The sequence below is a fragment of the Roseicyclus amphidinii genome, assembly GCF_030163755.1.
GTDB classification, from domain to species: domain Bacteria; phylum Pseudomonadota; class Alphaproteobacteria; order Rhodobacterales; family Rhodobacteraceae; genus Roseicyclus; species Roseicyclus amphidinii.
The window spans coordinates 1-1,078 of the sequence record NZ_JASJOE010000150.1 but is presented as its reverse complement, the minus strand read 5'-3'; the positions used below and the strand labels follow the sequence as shown (position 1 = coordinate 1,078).

1 pseudogene is annotated in these 1,078 nt (G+C 64.7%); it reads left to right on the top strand.

Annotated elements, in window-relative coordinates:
* Positions 1 to 130: 130 nt before the first annotated feature.
* Positions 131 to 1,059: pseudogene (locus tag QQK83_RS19320) on the top strand (tyrosine-type recombinase/integrase).
* The last annotated feature ends 19 nt before the right edge of the window (positions 1,060 to 1,078 follow it).

Below are 1,078 nucleotides of genomic sequence, written 5' to 3'. Positions count from 1 at the left end.
GGACGAAGCCGCTCCGCGGCATTGGCGCATTGGGCTGATGGAGTGAGCCTGCCGTAACGATGCGCATTTTGCGATCTGTCCGACCTGTCTGACGCTTGGGACCTTCTCAATCGTCAGACAGGAGGTTTCCATGAAAGAGGAGAGAGTAACCCCGCTGCGCCAGCGGATGATCGAGGACATGCGCATCCGGGGCATGGGCGAGAAAGCCCAGAAGTCCCACATCCGGGCGATCAAGGATTTCGCAGCTTTTCTCGGTCGATCACCCGATACCGCGACGCCCGAGGATCTGCGGGCCTATCAACTGCACATGGCCGATACCGGGGTCACGCCGTCGACGTTCAACGTGCGGATCGTGGCGCTGCGTTTCTTCTTCGGCATGACCTGCGGGCGGGACGAGATGAAGCGCTACATGCAATTCCGCACCGAACCGAGGAAGCTGCCGGTCGTCTTCAGCGTCCAGGAGGTGTCCGACATCCTGATGGCAGCGCCCGGACCCGGGCTCAAGTATCGCGCCGCGCTCAGCATCTCCTACGGCGCGGGGCTCCGGGCGGCGGAGGTCTGCAACCTCAAGATCGGCGACATCGACAGCGACCGGATGCTGATCCACGTGGAGCAGGGCAAGGGCCAGAAGGACCGCAAGGTCATGCTGTCGCCCGGCCTGCTGGAGTTGTTGCGGGCGTGGTGGCGCGAGGCGCGTCCCGAAGGCTGGCTGTTTCCGGGCAAGCCCAAGATCAACCCGATCTCACCGCGCCAGCTGAACCGCGCTTTCACGTCGGCCAAGCACATGGCCGGCGTCACGAAGCCCGCGACACTGCACACGTTGCGCCATAGCTTCGCCACGCACCTGCTGGAGGCCAACACCCCCTCTCGGCAGCATGCTGCGCATGCGCCTGCCGGGCAGTGGACGTGCGGGTCATCCAGGTGCTGCTGGGTCACGCCAAGCTGACGACCACCGCGCGATACACCCACGTGGCCACCAAGACGATCCGCGATACCGTCAGCCCCTATGAGATGCTGGCCAGGTTGCAGGATCAGACGGTGAAGCGAAGCCTGGAGTGACCGGGCGCCGGGGTGCCCC